At 70.7% G+C, this 25,230-nt stretch carries 16 protein-coding genes; 10 read left to right on the forward strand and 6 right to left on the reverse strand.

The features are described from left to right. The first annotated feature begins 206 nt into the window (after positions 1–206). A complete protein-coding gene (locus ACFSNB_RS03365; RefSeq protein WP_377314499.1) occupies positions 207–893 on the forward strand; it encodes a glycosyltransferase family 61 protein in 687 nt (228 codons plus the stop codon). A gap of 45 nt (positions 894–938) precedes the next feature. On the opposite strand, the gene ACFSNB_RS03370 is transcribed toward ACFSNB_RS03365, so the two are convergent. Together ACFSNB_RS03370 and ACFSNB_RS03375 are read right to left on the reverse strand one after the other, a co-directional pair. Then, on the reverse strand, positions 939–2,459 hold the full coding sequence (locus tag ACFSNB_RS03370) for a glucosyltransferase domain-containing protein (RefSeq protein ID WP_377314501.1): 1,521 nt from the start codon (positions 2,457–2,459) through the stop codon (positions 939–941). 341 nt (positions 2,460–2,800) lie between these two features. Then, entirely contained in the window at positions 2,801–4,300 is a 1,500-nt protein-coding gene (locus tag ACFSNB_RS03375) for a bifunctional metallophosphatase/5'-nucleotidase (RefSeq protein ID WP_377314502.1), read from the reverse strand. Between the two features lie 212 nt (positions 4,301–4,512). Here ACFSNB_RS03375 and ACFSNB_RS03380 point away from each other — a divergent pair, with 212 nt between their 5' ends. After that, entirely contained in the window at positions 4,513–6,459 is a 1,947-nt protein-coding gene (locus tag ACFSNB_RS03380; RefSeq protein WP_377314504.1) for a SpoIIE family protein phosphatase, read from the forward strand. 237 nt (positions 6,460–6,696) lie between these two features. Here ACFSNB_RS03380 and ACFSNB_RS03385 read toward each other — a convergent pair whose 3' ends face one another. Further along, the gene (locus tag ACFSNB_RS03385; RefSeq protein ID WP_377314506.1) at positions 6,697–6,840 is read right to left on the reverse strand and encodes a hypothetical protein; all 144 of its coding nucleotides are present in this window, start codon (positions 6,838–6,840) and stop codon (positions 6,697–6,699) included. Between the two features lie 182 nt (positions 6,841–7,022). After that, positions 7,023–8,651, reverse strand: a complete 1,629-nt coding sequence (locus tag ACFSNB_RS03390; RefSeq protein WP_377314508.1) for an alpha-D-glucose phosphate-specific phosphoglucomutase — start codon at positions 8,649–8,651, stop codon at positions 7,023–7,025. Between the two features lie 188 nt (positions 8,652–8,839). On the opposite strand from ACFSNB_RS03390, the gene ACFSNB_RS03395 reads away from it, so the two are divergent. From ACFSNB_RS03395 to ACFSNB_RS03405, 3 genes are all read left to right on the forward strand, one after another. Continuing rightward, complete coding sequence (locus tag ACFSNB_RS03395) at positions 8,840–9,007, forward strand: hypothetical protein (RefSeq protein ID WP_377314510.1); 168 nt, start codon at positions 8,840–8,842, stop codon at positions 9,005–9,007. A 174-nt stretch (positions 9,008–9,181) separates the two neighbouring features. Further along, positions 9,182–14,407, forward strand: coding sequence for a PAS domain S-box protein (locus ACFSNB_RS03400; protein ID WP_377314512.1), 5,226 nt, complete (start codon positions 9,182–9,184; stop codon positions 14,405–14,407). Beyond that, positions 14,404–15,576 (forward strand): sensor histidine kinase, encoded by a 1,173-nt coding sequence (locus ACFSNB_RS03405; protein ID WP_377314513.1) that lies wholly within the window; start codon positions 14,404–14,406, stop codon positions 15,574–15,576. Before ACFSNB_RS03400 ends, ACFSNB_RS03405 begins: the two co-directional genes overlap by 4 nt. A 129-nt stretch (positions 15,577–15,705) precedes the next feature. On the opposite strand, the gene ACFSNB_RS03410 is transcribed toward ACFSNB_RS03405, so the two are convergent. Continuing rightward, entirely contained in the window at positions 15,706–16,185 is a 480-nt protein-coding gene (locus ACFSNB_RS03410; protein ID WP_377314515.1) for a Fur family transcriptional regulator, read from the reverse strand. 136 nt (positions 16,186–16,321) lie between these two features. On the opposite strand from ACFSNB_RS03410, the gene hisI reads away from it, so the two are divergent. Both hisI and ACFSNB_RS03420 read left to right on the forward strand, forming a co-directional pair. After that, positions 16,322–16,723 carry a phosphoribosyl-AMP cyclohydrolase gene (gene hisI, locus ACFSNB_RS03415; protein WP_377314516.1) on the forward strand — a complete coding sequence of 134 codons (402 nt, stop codon included), beginning with the start codon at positions 16,322–16,324 and terminating at the stop codon, positions 16,721–16,723. A gap of 22 nt (positions 16,724–16,745) precedes the next feature. Then, positions 16,746–17,855 (forward strand): CobW family GTP-binding protein, encoded by a 1,110-nt coding sequence (locus tag ACFSNB_RS03420; protein WP_377314518.1) that lies wholly within the window; start codon positions 16,746–16,748, stop codon positions 17,853–17,855. 24 nt (positions 17,856–17,879) lie between these two features. Here the strand turns inward: ACFSNB_RS03420 and ACFSNB_RS03425 are convergent, their stop codons facing one another. Continuing rightward, the gene (locus ACFSNB_RS03425) at positions 17,880–18,104 is read right to left on the reverse strand and encodes a hypothetical protein (RefSeq protein ID WP_377314520.1); all 225 of its coding nucleotides are present in this window, start codon (positions 18,102–18,104) and stop codon (positions 17,880–17,882) included. Between the two features lie 272 nt (positions 18,105–18,376). Here ACFSNB_RS03425 and glgB point away from each other — a divergent pair, with 272 nt between their 5' ends. The 3 genes from glgB (at position 18,377) to malQ (ending at position 25,143) form a co-directional block, all read left to right on the forward strand. Next, on the forward strand, positions 18,377–20,572 hold the full coding sequence (glgB, locus tag ACFSNB_RS03430) for a 1,4-alpha-glucan branching protein GlgB (RefSeq protein ID WP_377314522.1): 2,196 nt from the start codon (positions 18,377–18,379) through the stop codon (positions 20,570–20,572). Between the two features lie 255 nt (positions 20,573–20,827). Beyond that, entirely contained in the window at positions 20,828–22,981 is a 2,154-nt protein-coding gene (gene glgX, locus ACFSNB_RS03435) for a glycogen debranching protein GlgX (protein WP_377314524.1), read from the forward strand. Further along, on the forward strand, positions 22,978–25,143 hold the full coding sequence (gene malQ, locus ACFSNB_RS03440; protein ID WP_377314525.1) for a 4-alpha-glucanotransferase: 2,166 nt from the start codon (positions 22,978–22,980) through the stop codon (positions 25,141–25,143). The genes glgX and malQ overlap by 4 nt, the downstream gene beginning before the upstream one ends. Positions 25,144–25,230 lie beyond the last annotated feature (87 nt).

Genomic DNA, 25,230 nt, shown 5'->3' on the forward strand with positions numbered 1-25,230 from the left:
CTCCGCCTGATCCTCGACGCCGGAGGGACGCACGCTGTCCTTTCCCGGCACGATGATCGCCTTCACGAAGGGATTTTCCATTTTTGATGATTTCCGTCCGTCCGATCGACAGCTTTCGCTTATCTTCGGCGGCAGGGTACGGTATTCCAGCGCGTCTGGGAAGCGGGCGGAGCCCGCATCGGCGGTGTCGGCGCGAGGGGGGACGGATGGGGGGGATCCTGGTGTTCGGCGGGGAGGCGGACTCGCCCCGGGTCGAACCGCTGCCGCCGGTGGGCGAGGCGCCGCTGGCGGTCGAGCCGGGCTGGGTGCCGCCCTGTCGTCCGCTGGCGCGGACCGGCCGCGACGGCCAGCCGATCACCCGCTGGCAGGCGGGGGTCTACCGCCGCTCGGGCACGGTCTGCCCGCTGTCGATGCTCGACCGCGCCGCCGGGCCCTGGACCGAGCCCCACGATCCGGCCGCGATCGATCCGGCCGAGGTGCCGGTCCGGCCCGGTCCGGCGGTCTATGGCGGCCTGCTGTTCCCCCATTTCGGCCATTTCCTGCTCGAATCCACCAACCGGCTGTGGTGGCCGCTGCGTCATGGCTTCACCGGACCGATCCTGTTCCAGCACACCCAGCCGGGGCAGGCGGTGCCGGCCTTCATCCAGCGCTTTTTCGAGCTGCTCGGGCTGGCGGGGCAGGTGGTGGTGACCAACCAGCCGCAGGCCTTCGCGCAGATCATCGTGCCGGAGCGGTCGATGGTGATCCGCCGCTCGATCCACCGCGATTTTCACCTGCCGTTCGCCCGGGCGGCGGCGGCGGAGCGGGCGGAAGGCGTGGCGATATGGCGACCCCCTCACCCTCGATCTCGACCGGGTGTCGCGGCTGCTGCCCGCCTGTCGCCGCGCGCTTGATTTCGGGTAGTCAGGTCTCCCCTTCCCGCCGCGCGCCAGCCTCAGTCACGGGGCAGGCCGCTGGGGGGCGGTCCGGCCCAGCACCAGCACGACGCCGTCGGCGGTCCAGATCATCGAGCCGGGCGCGGGCCAGGGCGGCGCCGCGGCGATCCGGTCGGACAGGGCCGGGTCGGTCATCTCGGCCGGACGGTGCTGCCAGACCGACACCGGATAGCGCATCGTTGCCTCTCCGATCAGTTGCAGCAACGGTTCGAGCCGGCCGATGGAGCAATTGAATACGCCGCAACTGTCGATCGAGTAATTCTGCGGGGGCGGCGCGTCGGGCGAATCCGGCGCGAAGGGGTAGGGCGGCATCCGGTCCTCCAGCTGGCCGACGACCAGGATGGGCAGCACCCCCGTGGTGGCGAAGGGGGCGAATTCCGGCGCCGCCTGCAACCGGGTCAGGATCCGGGCGGCAACCGCCCGGTCGCGCTGGTTGAGCAGGACGGTGGACAGGCTGGCCTTGTTCTGTTCGAAGCAGAACAGCAGCGTCATCCCGATCAGGGCGGCGCAGGCCCAGCGTCCGCGTCGCCGCCGGTGCAGATGGTCGGCCATCAGGGCGAAGACCATCGCGTAAGGCACCGCCAGGGCGATGATCGCCGTGAAGCGGAAGACCGCCTCGACCCGGACGATCGCCAGCGCAAAGGGCAGGGCCAGCATCAGCAGGGTGCAGACGGCAAGGCAGATCCGTTCCCGCCAGCGCGGGGCGAGGACCAGACAGACCGCCAGGGCGGCGTAAAAGGCCAGCTTCAACGGCAGGGGGAACAGGTGGGTGGACAGGAACAGAAAGCTGCCCCATCCGGTGAGGAAGCTCCGCACCCCCTGCGCCAGTTCCTCCGGCGACTGGACCATGCCCGCACCCATGCTGTGCCCGCCGCGCCCGCTGAAGGTGGGGATGTCGAGCAGATGCTGCGACAGGGGCACCGACACCGCGTAAACCGTCAGTCCGGCCGCCAGGATGGCCAGCCCGAACAGCAGCCCCCGCGCCTCCCGGCGCCCGATCGCTGCCGGCGCCGGCTGCCGGGACAGCCCGACCAGATGGGCCAGCAGCAGGGCGACGGTGAAGTGCATCGTCTGCTGGGAACAGGCCGACGACAGGGTGATGCACACCACCGCCGCCACCGAACGGAGCAGGGCGGCCCGCCGCGCGCCACGGCCCAGGCAGGTCCAGGCCTCGATCGTCATCAGCCCGCCCCCGGTCGCCAGCAGGATGCCGGCGGCATTGGGGAAGTGGTTCTGTTTGAAGGAAAAGGTCTCCGCCATGATCGGAAAGCTGACCAGCAGCGCGGCGAAGGCGACGATGATCCCCGGCCGCCGGATCCCCAGCGCGCGGCAACAGGCCAGGGCCAGGAAAAGCAGCGCCAGCGACAGCACGGCGACCCCGGTCGCTGGGCCAAAGCTGTTGCCATCGGCCAGACGCCAGACCAGCAGGTTCATCCAGCGGCCGATGGCAACGATCAGGCCGTACTGAAAATCAGGGCGAACAATGGCGTGCCAGTCGTCGCCGCCGAATGTCGGGACAAACATTCGGGTGCCATGGGCAAGGATGACGGTGAGGGCATACAGCCAAAGTATCGGGAAAACGCGCTTCCCGGTCTGAACCAAATCTTGCGAGGTCATGCGTTTTCCTCTCCCCTTCGGGGACGGAAGCTAGCTCATTCCCGCGAGGGGCGAAAGGGGGGCATCGCGGCCATGCCCCCCCCCTCGGCCACCGTGCATGATGCCGGCCCCCTTCATGGGCCGGGCGCTCTTAGTACCGCCCGGCCAATGAACTGACCCGTTGGGTCAGTTCAGGCCGAGACGGTGACGCTCAGACGCCGCGCGGGCTGGCCGGCCGCCGAACGGATCAGTTCAAAGGGCGGCCGGTGTTACCGCGTGGGGGCGATCCGGCCGTCGGGGGCGAGATCGACCCGGCCGAGCCGGACCAGATGGTCGGCAACGACGTTGGCCAGCAACGGGCCGGCGCTGGCGTCGATCAGCACCCGCGCGGCGGCGAGCGGGGCATAGCCGTCGCCGCCCTTGGCGAGGTAGTCGGTGATCGCCACCCGGTAGCGGCGTGACTCGTCGAGCGGCTGGCCGCCGATCTCGACCGGGCCCAGCCGGCGTCCGGCCGGGGCGGCCGGGTCGTAGCGCAGCCGCAGCCCCGACACCTGGGGGAACCGCCCGGCCTTGCTCTCGACCTTGGCCAGCCCGCTTTCCAGCGCGGCGCGCAGCTCGGCCCCGCTCAGCTCGACCAGCATCGCCACGTTGCCGAACGGCAGCTCGGTCAGCACGTCGCGGCGGGTCAGGGTGGTGCCGGCGGGATAGAGCCGGTTGCCGCGCAGGCCGCCGCCATTGATCAGGGCGGCGTCGGCGCCGAACTGGGCGCGCAGGGCGTCGGCGAACAGGTCGCCCAGCGCCGCCTCCTCGCTCCGCACCAGGACGGTGCGGCTGTCGAGCGGGCGGGCGAGGGTGGCCAGCGGCCGGTCGAGACCGTCGGCCAGCAGGGCGTCGGTGGCGGCGATGGTCGGGGCCAGCGCCGGGTCGGCCGGCAGGTCGCGCACCGCCTCGAACCGCCAGTCGGCGGGGAAGACGCGGGTCTTGCCGGTGGTGCCGGGGTCGGGGCGATCGACCACCATCTCGACCTCGCCCAGCCAGTGCGCGTCCGAGCCGGCCTTCAGCACCAGCGCGCCGCCTTCCTGGATCGCCATCGGGTCGTGGTCGTGGCCGCCGAGGATCAGGTCGATCTCCGGCACGGCGCGGGCCAGGGCGCGGTCCTGGTCGAAATCGAGGTGGGTCAGCGCCACCACCAGCTCGGCCCCCTCGGCGCGCAGGGCGCGGGCGGCGGCGCGGGCGGTCTCGGTCTCGTCGGCGAAGCGGACCCCGCCGCCGACGGCGAGGTTGGCGGTCTGGGCGGTCAGGATGCCGAGGAAGCCGACCTTGACCCCGCCCTTGGTGACGATGCGGCGGGCGATCATCCCCCCGAACGGCTTCCCGTCGGGGCCGAGCACGTTGCTGCCGATCCAGGGAAAGCGGGATTCGGCGATCCGCGCCGCGAACACCTCGGGGCCGAAATCGAATTCGTGGTTGCCGGGCACCGCCGCCACCGGGTCGAGCTGGTTGAACAGCGCGATCAGATGGGCGCCCTTGGTCAGGTTGGAGGCCAGCGACGGCGACAGCAGGTCGCCGCCGAAGGTGCGCAGCGGGTTGGGCACCACCGCCTCGCGCCGCTTCAGCAGGGTGGACAGTTCGGCCAGCCCGCCGACGCCGTCGCGGGCGTGGTATTCATAGATGTCGTTGACGTGCAGGAAGGTCACCCGCACCTGTTCCGCCGTCGCCGGCACGGCCCATGCCAGCGCCAGCGCCAGTCCCCACACCAGACCCCTCATCGCGTCCTCATCGGCAAAATTGCAAACGGTTCGCACTTTGCCGCCACCCTGGCCGGGGCGGAAGAGGCTTCGTGACGGCGTTGGCGAAAAATGCTGACAATTTTAGCCAAAATTGACGCGAATTTTGCTATTCACGTTCCCTTTCGTGGCGAGACAGCCCGCCGGCGGTGGGACTAAGCTGTCTATCAGTTGAAAAATGACGATCGCCGGGGGTGGGCGTGGCGCTGCTGTCGCGATTGCGGGTGTCGTACAAGCTGCTGACCATCTACGCCCTCGACATGGTGGCGGTGGTGTTTCTCGGCGCCAGCCTGGTCGAGGAAAAGTACCTCGCGATCAATTTCGCCCGGCGCGAACTGATCGGGCTCGATTATATCGGGGTGGCGCGCGACGGCCTGTTCGCGCTGCTCGACCGGCGCTTTTCCCTGGGCGGCGAGGGCGATCTGGCCGGCGCGCTCGACCGGCTGCGCGCGGCCGAGGCGCGGCTGGGCGACGGGCTCGACAGTGCCGCCCTGGCCGAGGCGGCGATCGCGGCGACGGCGGCGGCGGGGCAGGGGGGACCGGTCGAGCCGGCGCTCGACCGGCTGCGGGCGCTGATCGCCCGGCTGGGCGACAGTTCGAACCTGATCCTCGATCCCGATCTCGACAGTTTCTACACCATGTCGCTGGCGGTGGTGCGGCTGCCGGCGCTGGCCGACCTGCTGACCCGGCTCGATCTCCAGCTCGCCGCCGCCGGGACCGGGCCGCTCGATCCCGACCGCCGCACCGATCTCGGCCTGCTCGAAGGCCAGTTGGCGGCGCTGACGCAGGGGATCGAGGCCGATCTCGCCGCCGGCTGGCGCGGTGACGCCGATGGCGGCCTGCGCGCCGCGCTGGCGCCGCCCTTCGCCGAACTGGCCGGGCGGCTCGATCGGGTCGCGCGCGGGCTGCGTGCCGGGCTGGCGGCGGGGCGGTTCGAGCCGGCGGCGGCCGGCGGGCTGCATGACGGCTTCGTTCCGGCATTGCAGGCCACCCACGCCGCCTGGAGGGTGGCGGCGACCGAGCTTGACCGGCTGGTGGCGCGGCGGATCGACGGCTTCTTCGCCCGGATGTACCGCAGCCTGCTGCTGGCCGGGCTGCTGCTCGGGGTGATCCTGGCGCTGGTGCTGCGGGTGGCGCGGCGGATCTCCGGCCCGCTGGCCCGGCTGGCCGACGCCGCCGACCGGGTCCACGCCACCGGCGATTATTCGGTGCGGGTGAAGTGGGACAGCGCCGACGAGATCGGCCGGCTCGCCCGTTCCTTCAACCGGATGGTCGAGGGGCTGGAGGCCGGCGACAAGGCCGAGCGGCTGGTGCGCGAACTGGAGGCGGCCCAGGCCCGCCTGATCGAGAACAACGCCGAACTGGAACGGGCCAGCCGGCTGGTGCTCGACAGCCTGGGCTATGCCCGCAAGATCCAGGACGGGCTGCTGCCCGACGCCTCCTGCCTGGGCGACCTGCTGGCCGAACTGCACATCAGCTGGCAGCCGCTGCAACAGGTCGGCGGGGATTATTACTGGCTGCACCGTTTCGGCAACCGCGCCCTGATCCTGCTGGCCGACTGCACCGGCCACGGCGTGCCGGGGGCGTTCATGACGGTGGTGGTGGCCTCGGCGCTCGACCGCATCCTGCTGGAGGAGGAAGTGCCGCTGGCCCCCGCCGCGATCCTCGAACGGCTCGACCGGGTGGTGCGCGAGCGCCTGCGCCAGGACCGCCCGGATTCCGCTTCCGACGACGGACTCGACGCGGCGATCTGCCTGTGGGACCGCGGCGCCCGCACCGTCACCTTCGCCGGGGCCAACATGGCGCTGTCGATCCTGGCCGACGGCGAACTGACCACCCTGCGCGGCGACCGCCGCAGCCTCGGCTATCGCACCGGCCGGATCGAGGGCACCTTCACCGAAACCGTGATCCCGGTCGCCCCCGGCGATTGCTTCTACCTCTATACCGACGGGATGACCGACCATGTCGGCGGCGAACCGCCCCGCCTGTTCGGCCGCCGCCGCCTCGGCGAGGTCATCCTCGCCACCCAGGGCCTGCCGCTCCATCAGCAGGTGACGCGGATGGAACAGGCCCAGGCCGAATATCGCGGCCCCCAGCAACGCCGCGACGATATGGCCATCGTCGCCTTCCGGCCGTTGTGATCCTCCCGGCGGGCTGCCGCCCGCACCCGCCCGGGGCGATGCCCCGGACCCCCTTCGTTTTCTTCGATTGATCAGGGCGGGACGGTTCTTGCCGTGATGCGCGGACTTGATCGGCGCATCCACCTCAGGCCTGTCTGGCGCGAAAGAACTGGAAAATGAGGGGTTTGGGGAGCTTTGCTCCCCAAGCGGGCCGGCGGGCGGCAGCCCGCCTAAACCGTCGTTATCGTGCGCGGGGGATCAGAGGATCAGCAGGCTGACGCCGCAGACGAGGCCATAGGCGGTGACGGTGACGATCAGCAGGGTCGAAACCGACATTCGCCGCACCAGACCGGTGGCCCCCTGATGGAACCGCAAAGCCAGGCCGCGCGTGTGTTCGATCATCGCCTTCATTCTCCCCCCGCGCCCGTTGCGCACCGTCCGGCCAGGGATAGTCCACTTCGGTAACGCCATCATCGCCGGGTTGGTAACGGGCGGTAACATCCGGTCTCCCGATCATGACAGTGCCATGATCGGGCCCAACAGGCGATGGGGAAATTCTCCTGTGGCGGGAGACGGGGTGGGGATCAGGTGATGACGGTGGGTTCGGTCCGGCCGGTGCGGGCCTCGATCTCGGCCAGCCGGCGGGCGGTGGCGATCAGGTCGGCCAGCGCCACCTGCGGGTCGAGGCCGTGGCGGGCGGGGTCGGGTTCGTAGCGTTCGATGTAGACCCGCAGCGTCGCCCCCTGGGTGCCGGTGCCGGACAGGCGGTAGACGATGCGGGCGCCGTCCTCGAACAGCACGCGGATGCCCTGGTGGTGGCTGGTGCTGCCATCGACCGGGTCGGTATAGGCGAAATCGTCGAACAGGGCGACCTTGCGGCCGTCGAGCTCGCGCCCGGTGAGGTCAAGCCCGCGCAGATGGGCCATCAGCCCCTCGGCGGCGGCGGAGTCGATCCCCTCGTAATCGTGGCGGGAATAGACGTTGCGGCCGAAGTCGCGCCAGTGGGCGGTGACGATCTCGGCCACGCCGACCCGGCGGCGGGCCAGGATGTTGAGCCACATCAGCACCGCCCACAGCCCGTCCTTTTCGCGGACATGGTCCGAGCCGGTGCCGAAGCTTTCCTCGCCGCACAAGGTGGCGCGGCCGGCATCGAGCAGGGTGCCGAAGAACTTCCAGCCGGTCGGGGTCTCGTAGCAGGGGATGCCGAGCCTGGCGGCGACCCGGTCGGCGGCGGCGCTGGTCGGCATCGAGCGGGCCAGACCGGCCAGCCCGCCGGCATAGCCGGGGCAGAGATGGGCGTTGGCCGCCAGCACCGCCAGCGAATCCGACGGCGTGACGTAGAAATCGCGGCCGAGGATCATGTTGCGGTCGCCGTCGCCGTCCGAGGCGGCGCCGAAATCGGGCGCGTCGGGGCCGGTCAGCGCCGCCACCAGATCATGGGCGTGGACCAGATTGGGGTCGGGATGCATCCCGCCGAAATCCTCGAGCGGCACCGCGTTGACCACGCTGCCCGGGGCGGCGCCGAGCCGGCGCTCCAGGATCTCGACCGCATAGGGGCCGGTCACCGCGTTCATCGCGTCATAGCGCAGGCGGAAGCCGTCGGCGAACAGGGCGCGGATCGCGTCGAAATCGATCAGCGTCTCCATCAGCGCGGCGTAATCGGCCACCGGGTCGAACACCTCGACCACCATCGCGCCGACCCGCTGCTCGCCCAGGCGGTCGAGATCGACCGCGGCGGCCTCGACCAGCCGGTATTCGCGCAGGGTCTGGGTGCGGGCATAGATCGCCTCGGTCACCGCCTCGGGCGCCGGGCCGCCGGCCGGGATGTTGTATTTGATGCCGAAATCCTCGTCCGGCCCGCCCGGATTGTGGCTGGCCGACAGGATCAGCCCGCCGAAGGTCCGGTATTTGCGGATCACGCAGGAGGCGGCGGGGGTGGAGAGGATGCCGCCCCGGCCGACCATCGCCTTGGCGAAGCCGGCGGCGGCGGCCATCCGCAGGATGGTCTGGATCGCGGCGCGGTTGTGATAGCGGCCGTCGCCGCCGACCACCAGGGTCTGGCCGGCGGTGTCGCCGATGCTGTCGAACACCGACTGGACGAAGTTTTCGAGGTAATGCGGCCCGGCGAACACCGCGACCTTCTTGCGCAGGCCGGACGTACCGGGCTTCTGGCCGGCGATCGGGGTGGTGGCGACGGTGGTGACGGCGGCCATGGGTGCAATCCTCGCTGGGCGGCAATGATGGGCTCGCACGGTGATGGACGATGCCCGGCGCCGAGTCAACCGCCGTTGCCGCAGCCCACCGCCCCGCCCCGACTCCGGCGCGGAAGCCCCTTGGAGCCGGGACGGGCTCGGCGTAAACTGCGCGCCTTTCCTGAACCCAGTCCGGACCCGACCCGACCATGACCGAGCAATCCGACGATCAGTCCTCCCGTCCCACCCGGGGCATCGTCGTCACGCCCTTCGCGATGTTCTCCTTCGTCTGGACGATGGCCAGGCCGTTCCTGATCGTGCTGGCGGTGGCGGTCGGCCTGCTCTACCTGCTGCGTCTGGCCGGCATCGGCGCCTGAGGCCGGCCTCCCCCCGCCCCGGTGCGGGTGGAGAGCACTTTCGCCCAGGCCAATGCCTGACCTTCCGGCTTCCGACCCTTTTGGTTGTTCCGTGCCGGGTGGATGACTATGATGTAAGTATCAGTCATCACCCGATACGCTCGGCCGTTCGTCAGGGGGGGAGACAGACCGGAGATGGCCGCCGCGCGCCGCAGCCGTTTCATCCTCGTTGCCACCGCCGGCTATGGCCTCGGGGCCTTCGCCTGGGTGTTCGGCTCCGATCTGGTGATGGCGCGCTGGGGCTCGGCGGAGACGCTGGCCACCCTCAGCCTGCTGAAGGGCAGCTTCTTCGTCCTCGCCACCACCCTGGCGCTGTATTTCCTGCTGCTGGCGGTGCCCGACCGCGCCCGCGCGTGGCGGCCCGAGCCGGACCGGCTTCCGGGCGACGAAGCCCCGGGCGACGAGGCTCCGGGCGACGAGGCCGCGAGTGGCGAGGTGGTGCGCGGCGCCCCCTGGCCGGCCTGGGCGGCGCTGCTGTTCGCCCTGATCGCGGTCGGCGCCACCCTGCTGGTGCGGCTGGCGATCACGGTGCCGGTCGAGACCCTGCCGCTGCTGGTGCTGTTCGTGCCGGCGATCGCCGCCGCCGCGCTGCTGGGCGGGCTGGGGCCCGGTCTGGCCGCCACCCTGCTGTCGGCGGTGGCGATCGGGCTGGTGCTGTTCCCCACCGCCGAGTCCTGGGGCGGCGGGGCGGTCTATGATCTGGCGATCCTGCTGGCCAGCGGCGGGCTGATCAGCGTCGTCAGCGAAACCACCCACCGCCGCCGCCTGCGGGCCGAGGCGCGGCGGCAGATGTACCGGGTCACCCTCGACAGCATCGGCGACGCGGTGATCGCCACCGACGTTGCCGGGTCGGTCACCTTTCTCAACCGCACCGCCGAGGCGCTGACCGGCTGGAGCCGGGCCGAGGCGCGCGGCCGTCCGCTCGATCAGGTGTTCGTGCTCCTGTCCGAGGGCGACCGCAGCCCGGTGGAGGATCCGCTGGCGCGGGCGATCGCCGGCGACGATCCGTTCGGGCCGGCCGGGCAGGTGCTGCTGGTCGGCCGCGACCGGCACGAACGGCCGATCCGGGGCCGGGCCAGCCCGATCCGCGACGGCAACCGCCGCCTGTTCGGCGTCGCCCTGACCTTCGAGGACTGCACCGAGCGCCGCGCCGCCGAACTGTCGCTGGCGGCGGAGCGGCGGCTGCTGCGCACCCTGCTCGACACCCTGCCCGATCTGGTGTGGCTGAAGGATGTCGAGGGCCGCTTCCTGATCTGCAACCGGATGTTCGAACGCTTCGTCGGCCGCGCCGAGGAGGCGATCCTCGGCCGCACCGATTACGACCTGATCGACGCCGAGACCGCCGACGGCTTCCGCGCCAACGACCGCCGGGCGATCGAAGCCGGGGGGCCGAGTACCAACGAGGAATGGATCCGCTTCGCCGACGGGGCGCGGGTGCTGCTCGAAACCATCAAGACGCCGATGTGGGGCGAGGGCGGCGAGGTGGTCGGGGTGCTGGGGATCGGCCGCGACATCACCGCCCGCTGGCGGGCCGAGGCGGCGGTGCGCGCCTCGGCCGACAAGCTGGCCCGGCTGGCCGCCTCGGTCCCCGGCATGCTGTACGAATATGCCGTCGATGACGACGGCAACGAGCAACTGCATTATGTCAGCGATTACTGCCGCGAGCTGTTCGAGATCGAGCCGGCCGAGGCGCTGGCCGATCTCGGCGCGATCCGCCGCCAGATCGACCCGGCCGAGCGGGCGCGGATCCTGCCCCTGCACCGCGCCGCCACCCGGGCCCGCCAGCCCTACAGCGTCGATCTGCGCATCACCTCCCCGAGCGGGCGGGTCAGGTGGATCCAGTTCAACTCGACCCCGAGCGGACCCGACCGCGAGGGGATGAGCTTTCCCCGCAGCGGGGTCGCCCTCGACATCACCGCCCGGGTCGAGGCCGAGGCGGCGCTGCGCGAGAAGGACGCCCTGCTGCACGAGATGAGCCGGCTGGCCCATATCGGCGCCTGGAGTCTCGACCTCGCCACCGGGGTGGTGTCGATCACCGACGAGGTGGCCGAGATCGAGGGGCTGGAGCCGGGCGACACGTTCTCGCTCGCCCAGGGGATGGCCCAGTTCCACGGTCCGCACCGCGCCCGGCTGGAACAGGCGGTGGCGGCGGCGCGCGACCACGGCATCGGCTACGAGCTGGAACTGGAGCTGGTCACCCCGGCCGGCCAGCGCAAATGGGTGCGGGCGATCGGCGCCCCGGTGCGCGAGGGCGAGCGGGTGACGACGATCCGCGGCACCCTCCAGGACATCACCGACCGCAAGCTGGCCGAGTTGCAGCTGGCGGTGGCCGAGGGCCGGCTGCGGCTGTTCATCGACAACGCCCCGGTGGCGCTGGCGATGTTCGACCGCGACATGCGCTATCTGGTCGCCAGCCGGCGCTGGGCGGCCGATTTCGGGCTCGATCCCGCCCAGGTGATCGGCGCCTGCCATTACGAGCTGTTTCCCTCGCTGCCCGGGCGGTGGAAGGAGATCCACCGCCGCTGTCTGGCCGGGGCAACCGAGAAATGCGAGGAGGATCTCTATCCCCGTCCCGATGGCGGCACCGACTGGCTGCGCTGGGAGGTGCTGCCCTGGCGCGGCGAGGATGGCGCGGTCGGCGGGCTGCTGATCCTGAGCGAGACCATCACCGAGCGGGTCCTGGCGCGCGAGCAGGTGCGCAAGCTGTCGCTGGCGGTCGAGCAGAGCCCCAACGGCATCCAGATCACCAATGCCGACGGCACCATCGATTACGTCAACGCCGCCCTGCTGACGATGACCGGCTACGAGCGCGACGAGCTGATCGGCCAGAACCCGTCGCTGCTCGCCTCCGGCCTGACCCCGGCCTCGACCTATGCCGATCTGTGGCAGACCCTGGCCGAGGGGCGGGCGTGGCAGGGCGAGTTCATCAGCCGGCGCAAGAACGGCGAGGTGTTCATTGAACTCGACCGCATTTCCCCGGTCCGCAACGTCGAGGGGGAGGTCACCCATTATCTGGCGATCAAGGAGGACATCACCGAAAAGAAGCGGATCGCCCAGGAGCTTGACCTCTACCGCCATCACCTGGAGGAGGTGGTGGCGCTGCGCACCGCCGACCTGCGCGCCGCCGAGGCCAAATGGCGGCTGATCCTCGAATCGAGCGCCGACGGCCTGTTCGGCATCGATGCCGACGGGGTGGTGACCTTCGCCAATTCGGCCGCCTGCGCCCTGCTCGACACCCCGCTCGAGGCGCTGGTCGGCCACAACGCCCATCTCGCCTTCCATCACAGCCATCCCGACCGTTCGCTTTATGCCGAGGCCGCCTGCCCGGCGACGCTGACCCTGGAGGACGGGATCACCCGGCGGGTCGAGGACGAGGTGTTCTGGCGCGCCGACGGCTCCGCCTTTCCGGTTCATTACGCGGTGCATCCGATCAAGCAGGACGGGGCGATCATCGGCGCGGTGGTCAGCTTCAGCGACGTCACCGCCCAGATCGAGACCAGCCGCGCCCGCGAGGCGGCGCTGGCCGAGGCGCAGCGTCTGGCCCAGGTGCGGCGCGATTTCCTCGCCAACATGAGCCACGAGATCCGCACCCCGCTCAACGCCGTGCTCGGCCTGGCCCAGCTCGGCCGGGGCGATGCCCAGCTCGGCGAGCGCGCCCGCACCCTGTTCGGCCGCATCGTCGATTCGGGCGAGACCCTGCTCGACGTGGTCAACGACATCCTCGATTTCGCCAAGATCGAGGCCGGCAAGGTCCGGGCCGAGCGGGTGCCGCTGGCGCTTGGCCCGGTGATCGACCGCGCGGTCGGGCTGGTGGCGGCGCGGGCGCGCGACAAGGGGCTGCGGATGCGGATCGAGGAGGCGGTCGAACTGCCGGCGCGGATCGAGGGCGACCCGGCCCGGCTGACCCAGGTGCTGGGCAACCTGCTGTCCAACGCGGTCAAGTTCACCCCGCCCGGCGGCTCGGTGACGCTGGCGGTGGCGGTGGGCGAGGGGATGCTGCGCTTCACCGTCAGCGACAGCGGCATCGGCATGAGCCCCGAGCAGGTCGCCCGGCTGTTCCAGCCGTTCGAGCAGGCCGACAGCTCGACCACCCGCCATTTCGGCGGCAGCGGGCTCGGTTTGTCGATCTGCCGCCACCTGCTGACCCTGATGCAGGGCGAGGTGACGGTCGACAGCGCCCCCGGCGCCGGCACCCGTTTCACCGTCCGGCTGCCGCTGCGGGCGCTGGCCGATCCGTCGCCGCCGCCGCCGCCTGCGGTGGCGCTGATCGGCCTCGGCCGCGAGGGGGCGGAGGATCTGGCCCCGGCGCTGCGGGCGCGCGGCGCGGCGGTGACCCTGGCCGACGGGCTCGATCCGCTGCCCGAGGCGGCGATCCTGGTGGTCGGCACCGCCCTGGCCGCCGAGGCGGCGCCGATCCTGCGCAAGCTGGCGGCGCTGGGGCGGCGGGTGGCGGTGGTGCTCGATCCGCCCTCGGCCCGGCTGCCGTCCGGGCTGGCCGGGGCGGCGGTCGGGCTCGACTGGCCGCCCCGGGCCCGGCAGGTGCTGGCCGAGAGCGCGCCGTCCCCGCCGCCGCCACCGCCGCCGGCCGAGCAGCATCCGCTGGCCGGGATCCGGGTGCTGGCGGCCGAGGACAACGAGGTCAACCGGCTGGTGCTGGCCGAGATGCTCGACCTGACCGGGGCCGGACTGGTCGAGGCCGGCAACGGCCGCGAGGCGCTGGCGATCATCGAACGCGACGGCGCCGACGCCTTCGACGTGGTGCTGACCGACATCCAGATGCCCGAGATGGACGGCTACGACCTCGCCCGCCGGCTGGCGGCGCTGGCGCCCGCCCTGCCGGTGATCGGCATCACCGCCCATGCCCTGCCCGAGGAGGAGGCGCGCTGCCGCGCCGCCGGGATGGTGGCCTATGTCACCAAGCCGGTCCATCTCGACCGGCTGGTCGAGGTGATCCGCTCCCGGGTGACCCCGGCCGTTTCGGCCCCGGCCCCGGCGCCGGCGGGGGTTGATTGGGACGCCCTGTCACACCACTATCAGGGACGCGAGGATTTCATCCTCCGGCTGGCGGCGACGGTGCGCGACACCCACGCCGAAACGGCGGCGGCGCTGGCCGAGGCCGGGCGGGTCGGCGATGCCGCCGCCCTGGCCGCCCTGGCCCACAAGGTCAAGGGCACCGCCGGCAACCTCCATGCCGGGCCGCTGGCCCGGCGGGCGGCGGAGGTCGAGCGGCTGGCGCGGTCGGGGGCGGTGCCGGCGGCGGATCTGGCGGCGGCGGCGGACGGGCTGGCCGAGATGGTGGCGGCGGTGGTGGCCGAGCTGGCGGCCCATACGGCGGGGGTGGGGACGAAAGGAACGGCATGAAGGCCAAACCGCTGATCCTGGTGGTCGATGACCAGATCGACAATTGTCTGGTGCTGGAAGACCTGCTGGCCGGCAGCTACGAGGTCGAGACCGCCGCCGACGGCGCCGCCGCGCTGGCCCGGCTCGAACGCGAGCCGACCCCCGATCTGGTGATGCTCGACGTGATGATGCCCGGCCTCGACGGGTTCGAGGTCTGCCGCCGGCTGCATTTCCATCCGCTTGGCCGCGACGTGCCGGTGATCTTCCTCACCGGGCTCGATTCCCCCAGCGACGAGGAATACGGCCTGTCGCTCGGCGCCGATGATTTCATCCACAAGCCGTTCGTCGCCCCGCTGGTGCTGGCCCGGGTCCGCAACGTGATCGGAAGGCGCGAGGCGGCGCTGCGCCAGCGCCAGATCGCGGTGATCGAGGCCCGCCTCGCCGAGCAGCAGCGCGTCGCCGACGCGATGCAGGCGGTGATCGAACGGCTGACGGTGATGAACACCGAACTCGAACGCTTCGCCTTCGTCGCCGCCCACGATCTGCGCGAGCCGCTGCGCTCGGTCACCAGCTTCGCCCAGTTGCTCGAACGCCATCTCGGCGACCGGCTCGATGCCACCGGCCGCGATTACCTGCGCTATGTCGTCGATGGGGCGCGGCGGATGCACGAACTGATCGGCGGGCTGCTGGCCTATTCCTATGTCAGCTCCAATGTCGGCCCGCCGGCCCGGGTCTCGGCCCTGGCCGCCTGCCGGGTCGCGGTCGAAAGCCTCGACGCCATCATCCGCGACAGCCAGGCCGAAATCGTCATCGGCGACCTGCCCGAGGTCCAGGCCGACGAACTGCCGCTGATGCAGCTGTTCCAGAATCTGGTCGGCAACGCCGTCAAGTTCCGCGCCCCCGGCCGGCCCTGCCGGGTCGAGGTCTCCGCCCGGCGCGGCGAGGCGGAATGGGTGTTCACCATCCGCGACAACGGCATCGGCTTCGATCCCGAGGAACAGGACGTGTTCGAACTGTTCCGCCGCGTCCGCCCCCACGAAGGCCCCGCCGGCAGCGGCGTCGGCCTCGCCATCTGTAAACGCATCGTCCAGGCCCTCGGCGGCCGGATCTGGGCCGAATCCCACCCCGGCCAGGGCAGCGCCTTTTCCTTCGCGTTGCCCAGCGGGGATTCTCCCTCGCTTGAGTCTTAAAAAGGCTCAATTTTCGGGGTGATGTGGGCTCCGCCCACGCCCGCCAAGGGCCGCAAGGCCCTTGGAACCCATTGGGGGTCGGGCACGGAACGGCCGGTCAGCTTGGGCGCGGGCGTTGGTCGCCTTGGTTCACTCCGGCCCGTCGGCGTGGCAGGCGGGACAGAGTCCCTCGATTTCGAGGCTGAGGCGGTGGGCGTGGAAGCCCTGGGCGGTGGCGGCGGCGGCGATCGCGGCGTCGAGGTCGGGGGCGTCGAGTTCGCTGGCCCGGCCGCAGCGGCGGCACAGCAGGATCCGGCCGGCATGGGGGTGGTCGGGCCGGGGGCAGCCGATATAGCCGTTGCGCGACGGCACCCGGTGGATCAGCCCCTGGTCGAGCAGGAAATCGAGCGCGCGGTAGACCGTCGGCGGCGCGGCGGCGCGGCCGTCATGGCCGAGGCGGTCGAGCAGGGCATAGGCCCCGATCGGACAATGGCTGTCCCACACCAGCGCCAGCACCCGCCGCCGCAGCTCGGTCAGCCGGGCGCCGCGCCGCCGGCATTCCTGCTCGGCCAGCGCCAGCGCGGCGGCGATGCAATGGTCATGGTCGTGCGACGGCGCGGGAAAGGTCATGCGTGGCCCCCAGGGAAAGGTTATGTTATAACATTCCTCTCGGGGCCGGGCGCGGGTTTTTTGGCCGACGGGGTTTGCGGCGGGGCGGGCGCGGGGTATACCGGGGCCGCCACGCCATTCGAGGAGAGAACCGCCGATGTCCGCCCAGATCGACCCCGCCGCCCTGCTGTCCCGCATCAGCTTCGACGCCGACGGGCTGGTGGCGGCGATCGCCCAGCAGCACGACAGCGGCGAGGTGCTGATGATGGCCTGGATGAACCGCGACGCGGTGGCCGAGACCCTGACCACCGGTCAGGTCTGCTACTGGTCGCGTTCGCGGGGCAAGCTGTGGCGCAAGGGCGAAAGCTCGGGCCAGCGCCAGCGTCTGGTCGATCTGCGGGTCGATTGCGACGGCGACACCCTGCTGGTGCTGGTCGATCAGGACGGCGTCGCCTGTCACACCGGCCGGCGGACCTGTTTCTACACCGCGGCCCGGCCCGAGGGGCTGGTCGAGGTCGCGCCGGTGCTGGTGCCGCCCGAGCAGCTTTACGGCGCCTGAACCACCAAGGAGAGAGCAGCGGATGAGCCTGATTCCCGTAACCGTGCTGACCGGTTTTCTCGGCAGCGGCAAGACCACCCTGCTCAACCATCTGCTGGGCCAGCCCGGGCTGGCCGACACCGCCGTGCTGATCAACGAGTTCGGCGAGGTCGGGCTCGACCATCTGCTGGTGCGGCCGCTGACCGAGACGGTGGTGCTGCTCGAATCCGGCTGCCTGTGTTGCAGCGTGCGCGGCGATCTGGTTGAGGCGATGCGCGACCTGTTCCTGCGCCGGGTCAAGGGCGAGGTGCCCGAATTCGGCCGGGTGGTGATCGAGACCACCGGGCTGGCCGATCCCGCCCCGATCCTGCACACCCTGATGAACGATCCGGTGCTGTCGGCCCGCTACAAGCTCGACGGCATCGTCGCCACCATCGACGCGGTGTGCGGCGCCGCCACCCTCGATGCCCAGGAAGAGGCGGTCAAGCAGGCGGCGGTGGCCGACCGGCTGGTGCTGACCAAGACCGACCTCGCGTCCCCGGCGGCGCTGGCGGCGCTGCGCGAGCGGCTGGCCGCGCTCAATCCCGCCGCGCCGGTGATCGTCGCCGAACAGGGCCGGCTCGATCCGGCGGCGGTGCTCGATGCCGGCCTGTTCAACCGCGACACCCACATTCCCGACGTCGGCCGCTGGCTCAACGAGGAAGCCTACCGCGCCCGCGACGCCGCCCACGACCATGATCACCACGATCATGGGCATGGGCACGATCATGACCACGGGCATGGGCACGGCCACGGGCATCATCATGGGCACGGCCACGAGCCCCACCGCCACGACGACCGGATCCAGTCGTTCGTCTTCACCATGGACGAGCCGGTGTCCTGGCCGGCGCTGGCGCTGGCGCTGGAGATGATGATCTCGACCCGGGGCGAATCGCTGCTGCGGGTCAAGGGGATCGTTAATGCGCGCGAAAGCGTCGAGCCGCTGGCGATCCACGGGGTCCAGCATGTGTTCCATCCGCCGGCGCCGCTGCCGGGCTGGCCCGACCAGGATCACCGCACCCGGATCGTCTTCATCACCCGTGATCTGCCGCGGGCCCAGGTCGAGGAATTGCTGACCGGGGTGCTGTCGATGGAAAGCGACGACGCCGAGTAGGGCGCCGTGGCCGGCGGGGCGATGTTACTCGTCGCCGCCGCCGCCCGAGGTGGCGAGAATCAGCACCAGGCCGCCGCAGACGGCGGTCAGCAGCAGGCCGATATAGATCGCGAAGCCGAGCGGGCTGGTGGCCGGGCCGGGATCGGTGTTGGCGCCGGACAGGGCCCCGGTGGCCGAAACCGAGACATAGAGCGCGATCAGCCCCAGACCGGCGCCGACCACCCCGATGACCTTGCCGAGGGTGCTCATCGCATCATCCCTTTTGTTGCCCCGCCGAGACGACCTTTACGATAGCAGAGCGGGGAGGGGCGGGCGATTCGATTCCGCCGGCCGGTTGCCCGGGTTGCGGTGACGGTGAAATCCGGGGTAATTGGAGGGGGCGGGGGTGCGAAATCCCCCTTTGTCATCGCTCTTGCGGGCGGTAACACTGGCAAGAACGATTTAAAGGAGACGGCACGGCGCCAAGGCCCGCCAGCCCGTCCGGCGGGGCTTTCCCGTTTCCTGACCTTCGAGGAGCTGACATGCGCGAGACCCCCGTACTGGTCCGACCCGGCGATGCCGATGCCCTTGCCGCCGGGCGCCATGGTGATCCCTTCGCCGTGCTGGGGCCGCATCCGGTCGCGGACGGGGCGGTGGTGCGCTGTTTCCAGCCGCAGGCCGCCTCGGTCGAGCTGCTCGACGGCGATCAGGCGGTGGCGATGACCCGGGTCCATCCCGACGGCCTGTTCGCCGTCCGGCTGGCGGCCGAGCCGGCGCGCTACCGCCTGCGGGTGACCGGGCGCGACGGCGCGGTGGTCGAGAGCGAGGATCCCTACCGCTTCCCGCCGCTGCTCGGCAGCCTTGACGTCCATCTGCTGGTCGAGGGCACCCATCACCGTCTCTATCAGGTGCTGGGCGCCCATCCGCGCGCGTTCGACGGGGTCACCGGCGTCGGTTTCGCGGTGTGGGCCCCCAATGCCGAGCGGGTGTCGGTGGTCGGCGACTTCAATGGCTGGGACGGCCGGCGCCACCCGATGCGGCTGCGCCACGAGGCCGGGGTGTGGGAATTGTTCATCCCCGGGCTCGATCACGGCACCATCTACAAATACGAGATCCTCGCCCGGGGTGGGGTGATGCTGCCGCTGAAGGCCGATCCCTGCGGGGTGTGGGCCGAGCGGCCGCCCAAGACCGCCTCGCTGGTGTGGGGGCAGCCGCCCCGGCCGTGGGATGACGGCGAATGGATGCGCGGCCGCCAGCGCCGCGCCGATCGCCACGCCCCGGTCAGCATCTACGAGGTCCATCTCGGTTCGTGGCGCCGCCGCCCCGACGAGGGCAACCGGCCGCTGTCTTATCTCGAACTGGCCGACGAGCTGGGCGATTACGTCAGCGAGATGGGCTTCACCCATGTCGAGCTGCTGCCGGTGCACGAGCATCCGTTCGGCGGCTCGTGGGGCTATCAGCCGGTCGGGCTGTTCGCGCCGACCAGCCGCTACGGCAATCCCGACGAGTTCCGCGCCTTCGTCGAGCGGCTGCACCAGCGCGGCATCGGCGTGATCATCGACTGGGTCGCCGCCCATTTCCCCAGCGATCCGCACGGGCTGCACTGGTTCGACGGCACCCATCTCTACGAGCATCAGGATCCCCGCCTCGGCGTTCACCGCGACTGGAACACCCTGATCTACAATTTCGGCCGCACCGAGGTGCTGAACTACCTCGTGGCCAACGCGCTCTATTGGCTGGAGGAATTCCACGTCGACGGGCTGCGGGTCGATGCGGTGGCCTCGATGCTCTATCTCGATTACTCGCGCGAGCCGGGCGACTGGCTGCCCAACCGCTTCGGCGGCAACGAGAATCTCGAGGCGATCGACTTCCTGCGCCAGATGAACCAGCTGGTCTATCAGGAACATCCCGGCGCGATGACGGTGGCCGAGGAATCGACCGCTTGGCCGATGGTGTCGCGCCCGGTCCATCTCGGCGGGCTCGGCTTCGGCTACAAATGGAACATGGGGTGGATGCACGACACCCTCGATTATTTCTCGAAGGATCCGATCCACCGCCGCTACCATCACAACCAGCTGACCTTCGCCCAGCTTTACGCCTACCACGAGAATTTCGTGCTGCCGCTGTCCCATGACGAGGTGGTCCACGGCAAGGGCTCGCTGCTGGGGCGGATGCCGGGCGACGAATGGCAGCGTTTCGCCAATCTGCGCGCCTATTACGGCTTCATGTGGACCCAGCCGGGCAAGAAGCTGCTGTTCATGGGCGGCGAGTTCGGCCAGAGCAGCGAGTGGAACGTCGATGCCAGCCTCGACTGGCACCTGACCCAGTATCCGGTGCATCAGGGGGTGCAGCGGCTGGTGGCCGACCTCAACCGGATCTACCGCACCGAGCCGGCGCTGCACCAGTTCGACACCGACCAGCGCGGCTTCGCCTGGATCGACTGCAACGACCGCGACAATTCGGTGCTGACCTGGATCCGCCGCGCGATCGACCCGCATGATTTCGTGGTGGTGGCCGGCAATTTCACCCCGATCGCGCGCGAGGGCTATCGGGTCGGCGTGCCCGAGCCGGGCTTCTACCGCGAGATCCTCAACACCGATTCGGAATGGTACGGCGGGTCCAACGTCCACAACAATGGCGGGGTCGAGGCCGAGGACGTGGCGTGGCACGGCCATGCCTGGTCGATTCTGCTGCGCCTGCCGCCGCTGGCGGTATCCGTGTTCAAACGGGATGGCTGAAACGCGTCGTGCCGTCTTGGCAGGATCCGCGAACCGGACTACCATCCTCGTCAGGCCGAACAGGGTGACGGTTAAGAATTCGTTACACTCACCCTTGCGGTTCTTCTGGTCTTTACTGGCGGGGAACGATGATGATGGCGCCGATGATTGCCTGCATGTCCCCGCGCCTCCACCCGGCCCGGATGCAGCCCCTCCGTCCCGCCGTGGCGATCGCCGGCGGCACCGGCGGGGCCCCGCCCCGCAGGATCGGCTGAGATGAGCGCCCGCCGTCTCCTGCCCGGCGCCCCCTATCCGCTGGGCGCCACCTGGGACGGCAACGGCGTCAATTTCGCGCTGTTCTCCGCCAACGCCCAGCGGGTCGAGCTGTGCCTGTTCGACAATCGCGGCCAGCGCGAGATCGAGCGGGTGATCCTGCCCGAATACACCGATCAGGTCTGGCACGGCTATCTCCAGGACATCCGCCCCGGCCAGCTTTACGGCTACCGCGTCTGGGGGCCGTATGACCCCAATGCCGGCCACCGCTTCAATCCGCACAAGCTGCTGCTCGACCCCTACGCCAAGGCGCTGTCGGGCGAGCTGGTGTGGAGCGACGCCCATTTCGGCTTCCGCCTGGGCGGGCCGCGCCAGGATCTGGTGCCCGACCGGCGCGACAATGCCCGCTTCATGCCGAAATGCCGGGTGCTCGACACCGCCTTCACCTGGGGCGACGACCGCCGCCCGACGGTGCCGTGGTCGCGCAGCGTGCTGTACGAGGCCCATGTCCGTGGCCTGACCATGACCCATCCCGGGGTGCCGCCGGTCTATCGCGGCACCTTCCTCGGCCTCGCCCAGCCCGGGGTGGTCGCCCATCTGGTCTCGCTCGGCGTCACCACCATCGAATTGCTGCCGGTCCAGGCCCATATCGACGAGCGTCATCTGGTCGAACGCGGCCAGCGCAATTACTGGGGCTACAACACCATCGGCTTCTTCGCCCCCGATCCGCGCTTCTACGCCACCAGCGCCCACCGCGATTTCAAGAGCATGGTGCAGCAGCTCCATGCCGCCGGGATCGAGGTGATCCTCGACGTGGTCTACAACCACACCGCCGAGGGCAACCATCTCGGCCCGACTTTGTCGTTCCGGGGCATCGACAATGCCAGCTATTACGTCCTGCGCGCCGGCACCCCGCGCTGGTACGAGAATTATTCCGGCTGCGGCAACACCCTCAATCTCAGCCATCCCCGGGTGTTGCAGATGGTGATGGATTCGCTGCGCTACTGGGCCGAGGAGATGCGGGTGGACGGGTTCCGCTTCGACCTCGCCAGCGCGCTGGCGCGCGGGCGGGACGGGTTCGATGCCGGCGGCTCGGGCTTCCTCGACGCGGTGCGGCAGGATCCGGTGCTGTCGCGGATGAAACTGATCGCCGAGCCGTGGGATCTCGGCGGCGACGGCTACCGCCTCGGCCGTTTCCCGCCCGGCTGGTCGGAATGGAACGGCCGCTACCGCGACACGGTGCGCCGGTTCTGGAGCGGCGAGGGCGGCATGATCGGCGATCTGGCCTCGCGTCTGACCGGCTCGGCCGACCTGTTCGGCTGGGGCGGGCGGCGGCCGTGGGCCAGCCTCAATTTCGTCACCTGCCATGACGGCTTCACCCTGCGCGATCTGGTCACCTACCAGCGCAAGCGCAACGAGGCCAACGGCGAGAACAACGGCGACGGCACCGACGCCAATTACGCCTGGAACTGCGGCATCGAGGGCGAGACGGTCCAGCCCGAGATCAATGCCCTGCGCCGGCGTCAGGCCCGCAACCTGATCGCCACCCTGCTGCTGTCGCAGGGGGTGCCGATGCTGCTGGCCGGCGACGAGCTGGGCCGCACCCAGCATGGCAACAACAACGCCTATTGCCAGGACAACCCGACCAGCTGGATCGACTGGACCGGCGGCGACGAGGAGATGCTGGCCTTCGTCCGCACCCTGATCCGGCTGCGGCGCGACAATCCGGTGTTCCGCCGCAGCCGCTTCCTCGAAGGCAAGCGGCTGCCGCATCAGGTGGTCAAGGACATCGTCTGGATCACCCCCGACGGGCGGGAGATGACCCAGGCCGACTGGACCCTGCCTTACGCCCGCTCGCTCGGCTTCGTGCTGGGCGGCGGCGTCGCGGTGATCGACGAGCCGAAGGGGCTCGAGGAAAGCGGCGACACCTTCCTGGTGCTGATCAACGCCTATCACGAGGCGGTGCCCTACACCCTGCCGCCGGCGACGCTCGGCCGGATGTGGGAAGTGGTGGTCGATACCGCCGAGGACCATCCCAGCGGCACCTGGGCCGCCGGAATCACCTATGCGGTCAAGCCCCGTTCGCTCGCGGTGTTGCGGGTGGCCGGCGGCGCGCGCGGCCTGCCGCGCGAAACAGGGGAGGGAATCGGGGGATGACCGGAGTTTCAGCCCTCGACCGGCTGGCGCGGCTGGCCGGGATCGAGGACGGATGGTGGGATTTCTTCGGCCGCTGGCGGGTGGTGCCGCCCGAAACCAAGCGGGTGTTCCTCGCCACGATGGGCCTGCCCGCCGCCGACGAGGACGAGGCCCGCGTAAGCCTCGCCGCGCTGGAGGCGCGGCCGTGGCGGCGTTGGCTCGACCCGGTGCTGGTGGTCGAGGAACGCAGCGGCGCGCCGGCGATCCCGCTGACCCTGCCGGCCGAGGTCGATGCCCAGCCGTTCCGCTGGCGGATCGACGAGGAACTCGGCATCGTCCATGAGGGCTGGTTCCGCCCGTTCGAGCTGGGCGGCTACGAGGAACGGATCCTCGACGGCGCCCTGTTGCGGCGGCGGGTGCTGGCCCTGCCGGCGCTGCCGCCGGCCGGCTATCACCGCCTGACCGTCACCGGCCCCGACGGGCGCGAGGGGCGGCTCGACCTGATCGTCGCGCCGTCGCGCGCCCATGTCCCGGCCGGGCTGGCCCGGCCGCCGGGGCTGTGGGGGATCGCCACCCAGGTTTACGCCCTGCGCCGCGACCGCGATTGGGGCGTCGGCGACTACCGCACCCTTGGCGAGCTGGCGGCGGGGGCGGCCCGGCTCGGCGCCGCCTGCGTCGGCATCAACCCGGTCCATGCTTTGTTCCCCAACCAGCCGGAGCGGTTCAGCCCCTACGCCCCCTCCAGCCGCACCTTCCTCAACACCGCCTATATCGACATCGAATCGATCCCCGAATTCGCCGATTGCCGCGAGGCGCAGCGGCTGTTCGCCGCCCCGGCGGCGCGCGAGATGCTGGGCCGGGCCCGGGGCGCGGCGCTGGTCGATTACGTCACCGCCGCCCAACTGGCGCGGCCGATCCTCGAAGCGCTGTTCCGCTGCTTCCGCCGTCAGGGCGATCAGGCCGCCTTCGCCGCCTTCCAGGCCGAGGCGGGCGAGCGCGCCCGCCGCTTCGCCGTGTTCGAGGCGCTGCACGAGCGGATGAGCGAGGAGGGCCGCCCCTACTGGCGCGAATGGCCGGAGGAATTGCGCCGGCCGGACTCCCCGGCGGTGGCCGCCTTCGCCGCCGAGCGGGCCGAGCGGGTCGATTATTACCAGTGGCTCCAGTTCGTCGCCGACCGCCAGTTGGCCGAGGCCCATCAGGCCGGGCGGGCGGCGGGGGCGGCGATCGGGCTCTATCGCGACCTCGCGGTCGGGCTGGCCGGCGACGGCGGCGAGGCCTGGCTGGAACAGGACGTTCTGGCCCTCGGCGTCTCGGTCGGGGCGCCGCCCGATCCGCTGGCGCTGAAGGGCCAGGATTGGGGCCTGCTGCCGCTCAACCCGCTGGCGCTGCGCGATCACGCCTACGCCCCGTTCATCGCGGTGATGCGGGCCAACATGCGCCATGCCGGGGCGATGCGGCTCGACCATGCGATGGCGTTGCAGCGGCTCTATTGGGTGCCGCCCGGCCTGCCGGCCGACCAGGGCGCCTATGTCCGCTATCCGGTCGAGGACCTGTTCCGGCTGGTGGCGCTGGAAAGCCGGCGCAACCGCTGCCTGGTGATCGGCGAGGATCTCGGCACCGTGCCCGACGGCTTCCGCGAGCGGATGGAGCGCACCGGCCTGTTCGCCTACCGGGTGATGGTGTTCGAGAAGGAGGAGGAGGGCTTCCGCCCGCCCGAACGGTTCGACGAGGCGGCGCTGGCGATCTTCGCCACCCACGATCTGCCCTCGGCGCGGGCGTGGTGGGACGGCAGCGACATCGAGGCGCGCGAACGGCTCGACCTCTATCCCCGCCCCGGTCAGGCCGAGGAGGAGCGGATCGAGCGTGGCCGCGACCGCGCCGCGCTGGTGGCGGCGCTGCACGGCGCCGGGCTGCTGACCGCCGCCTTTCCCCGCGCCGGGGCGCTGTCCGATGACGAGATCGACCGGCTGACCACGGCGGCGCACCGCTATCTGGCCCGGTCGCGCTCGCGGCTGGCGATGGTGCAGATCGAGGACGTGCTGGGGCTGGCCCTGCAAATGAATCTGCCGGGCACCACCACCCAGCATCCCAACTGGCGTCAGCGTTACCCGGTCGAGGTGGCGGCGATCCTGGCCGATCCCCGCTTCGCCCGGCTGGCGGAGGACATGGCGGCCCGGCGCTGATCCCCCCCCGCGCCGCGCCAACGACCATAGACTTGCCGTCGAGGCCCGTTTCGTGGCGGAATGGCGGCCCATTTTGATCCCTGGCGG

The organism is Phaeospirillum tilakii (genome assembly GCF_042683125.1).
Classification (GTDB): Bacteria; Pseudomonadota; Alphaproteobacteria; order Rhodospirillales; family Magnetospirillaceae; genus Phaeospirillum; species Phaeospirillum tilakii.

Excerpts from the sequence above, each read along its gene's own strand:
- ACFSNB_RS03365 (WP_377314499.1), top strand. The coding sequence starts at position 207 with ATGGGGGGGATCCTGGTGTTCGGCGGGGAGGCGGACTCGCCCCGGGTC.
- ACFSNB_RS03370 (WP_377314501.1), bottom strand. The coding sequence starts at position 2,459 with ATGTTTGTCCCGACATTCGGCGGCGACGACTGGCACGCCATTGTTCGC.
- ACFSNB_RS03375 (WP_377314502.1), bottom strand. The coding sequence starts at position 4,300 with ATGAGGGGTCTGGTGTGGGGACTGGCGCTGGCGCTGGCATGGGCCGTG.
- ACFSNB_RS03385 (WP_377314506.1), bottom strand. The coding sequence starts at position 6,840 with ATGATCGAACACACGCGCGGCCTGGCTTTGCGGTTCCATCAGGGGGCC.
- ACFSNB_RS03390 (WP_377314508.1), bottom strand. The coding sequence starts at position 8,651 with ATGGCCGCCGTCACCACCGTCGCCACCACCCCGATCGCCGGCCAGAAG.
- ACFSNB_RS03395 (WP_377314510.1), top strand. The coding sequence starts at position 8,840 with ATGACCGAGCAATCCGACGATCAGTCCTCCCGTCCCACCCGGGGCATC.
- ACFSNB_RS03400 (WP_377314512.1), top strand. The coding sequence starts at position 9,182 with ATGGCCGCCGCGCGCCGCAGCCGTTTCATCCTCGTTGCCACCGCCGGC.
- ACFSNB_RS03405 (WP_377314513.1), top strand. The coding sequence starts at position 14,404 with ATGAAGGCCAAACCGCTGATCCTGGTGGTCGATGACCAGATCGACAAT.
- ACFSNB_RS03410 (WP_377314515.1), bottom strand. The coding sequence starts at position 16,185 with ATGACCTTTCCCGCGCCGTCGCACGACCATGACCATTGCATCGCCGCC.
- hisI (WP_377314516.1), top strand. The coding sequence starts at position 16,322 with ATGTCCGCCCAGATCGACCCCGCCGCCCTGCTGTCCCGCATCAGCTTC.
- ACFSNB_RS03420 (WP_377314518.1), top strand. The coding sequence starts at position 16,746 with ATGAGCCTGATTCCCGTAACCGTGCTGACCGGTTTTCTCGGCAGCGGC.
- ACFSNB_RS03425 (WP_377314520.1), bottom strand. The coding sequence starts at position 18,104 with ATGAGCACCCTCGGCAAGGTCATCGGGGTGGTCGGCGCCGGTCTGGGG.
- glgB (WP_377314522.1), top strand. The coding sequence starts at position 18,377 with ATGCGCGAGACCCCCGTACTGGTCCGACCCGGCGATGCCGATGCCCTT.
- glgX (WP_377314524.1), top strand. The coding sequence starts at position 20,828 with ATGAGCGCCCGCCGTCTCCTGCCCGGCGCCCCCTATCCGCTGGGCGCC.
- malQ (WP_377314525.1), top strand. The coding sequence starts at position 22,978 with ATGACCGGAGTTTCAGCCCTCGACCGGCTGGCGCGGCTGGCCGGGATC.